This is a genomic window from Bacillus cereus group sp. TH152-1LC, assembly GCF_027710505.1.
Lineage (GTDB): Bacteria > Bacillota > Bacilli > Bacillales > Bacillaceae_G > Bacillus_A > Bacillus_A mobilis.
This window is the reverse complement of record NZ_JAQFNK010000064.1, coordinates 1-1615: the sequence shown is the minus strand read 5'-3', so window position 1 is coordinate 1615 and position 1615 is coordinate 1. Positions and strand designations below refer to the sequence as shown.

Below are 1615 nucleotides of genomic sequence, written 5' to 3'. Positions count from 1 at the left end.
AAATGTCACACCAATAAAACAACTACTAAAACCTTAAAACAAAATATAAAAGATATAAACAAACGTAATAGTAATGAGAATAGCAATACTCCAGAAGAAAATATTGAACAAGTTGATTTTGTTGCTCACTGGGTACCAGAACGTTTTGTTTCTTTGGTTAGTTCTTTTTACAGTGAATCTAAAACAATTCAAGAACTGTGGAAGGTCGTAAGGCAGTGTAATAAAATCATTAACCATACAGCAGGTGATAAAGCATTTACTAAAGACCAGGAACTTACTATCGGCTTAAAAGCTATTAAAGAGTTTATTATGAAAATTAAAGCGGGCACAAAAATGAACAAGGGTAAATTCGCTTATTTCAACGGGATTGTAAATAAATTAATGGACAAGTTCTACTTCAATAAAGAATTTATGGCCATATAAAAAGCACCTAGCTAAATTAACTAGGCGTTTCGATTTTTAAAATATCCATGAATTGAATTTTATATATTATATTTGGGCCATCACTCACTACAATTCTATCCATTTGTTGTTCAAGCTTAACGATTTTCCCTTGAATGATATCTGGTTCTTTATATTTTCGATACACTGTAAACACTAATCCCATATCATCTTGCATTGCTAATTGAATTAATTCAGCAGCTGCTTGTTGTTCAAATTCATCCATGTATGGTCTAGGTTCCTTTTTTGAACCACTTTTCTTCTTTGGTGGTTTTGGTACTCCGTTTGTCATATAATATCACCTCATTGAGCGTTTTAAGCATATTGATATTTTATTCTTACTTTATCAATAGATAGTATATTAACTAATTTCATTGTTATAACTTCCAGTTGTAAAACTTCAGTTCTATCCCCTCATTATTAACTGTTCCCTATTTACTTTCTGTTAAACTTCCTTCCTTTTCGTTCCTCTTAGATTGATATGGTACGTATGCAACAAAAAGGTATACTTCCCTCGGATGTATGAAGAAATATACCTTTTTACTTAACTATCACATTTTCAATGCTTTACATCCAGCCCTGAATGCGCTTTACCCTATCCCGCTCCACATATACAATATAATTAATCAAAGATATTTTATACATTACATTAAAATAATTAATTGACAATCATAGAAGATCCAATTGTAGGAGCAAGACTCATAGTCAAAGGTACTGCGCTATTATTTCTCAAGGTAAGGATGTCTCCAGCACTCAACAATAATTGCGCCTGGCCGCTAATTCCTCCCGCGGCCACTAATACTGGGTATACGGTTGAAGCGTCTACAGTACCATTTACAGCAATCCCAATTTGACTTCCTATACCAGCTGTAATATTGACAATAAATTTAAGATTGTAAACTCCTGTGGTAGGAACAGTAACTGTAGTTGTTCCTGCCGTATGAGTTATGCCATTCAGCGGCCCATTATTACTAAATACTATATCCGCACCTCCTACAACTGTAGCATCAGTAAGAGTAGCTAATTGATAAACATATCCAGTAGGAAATGCTTCAATTGAACCCATCGGACCCGTTACCCCAGTAGCTCCTGTTGGGCCCGGTAGTCCTGTCGCTCCCATTTCTCCAGTAGCTCCTGTTGGACCCGGTAGTCCTGTCGCTCCCATTTCTCCAGT

The 1615-nt window shown here is 35.3% G+C and carries 2 protein-coding genes and 1 pseudogene; 1 reads left to right on the top strand and 2 read right to left on the bottom strand.

Annotated elements, in window-relative coordinates; translation table 11 throughout:
• Nucleotides 1–423, top strand: a pseudogene (locus tag PDL00_RS34600) (helix-turn-helix domain-containing protein); the annotation flags it as partial.
• Between the two features lie 16 nt (nt 424–439).
• Here PDL00_RS34600 and PDL00_RS34595 read toward each other — a convergent pair.
• Together PDL00_RS34595 and PDL00_RS34590 are read right to left on the bottom strand one after the other, a co-directional pair.
• A complete protein-coding gene (locus PDL00_RS34595) occupies nt 440–733 on the bottom strand; it encodes a YolD-like family protein (RefSeq protein WP_023523431.1) in 294 nt (97 codons plus the stop codon).
• A gap of 366 nt (nt 734–1099) precedes the next feature.
• Nucleotides 1100–1615: collagen-like protein (locus tag PDL00_RS34590; protein WP_270733839.1), on the bottom strand; the 516-nt coding region annotated here is incomplete at its 5' end.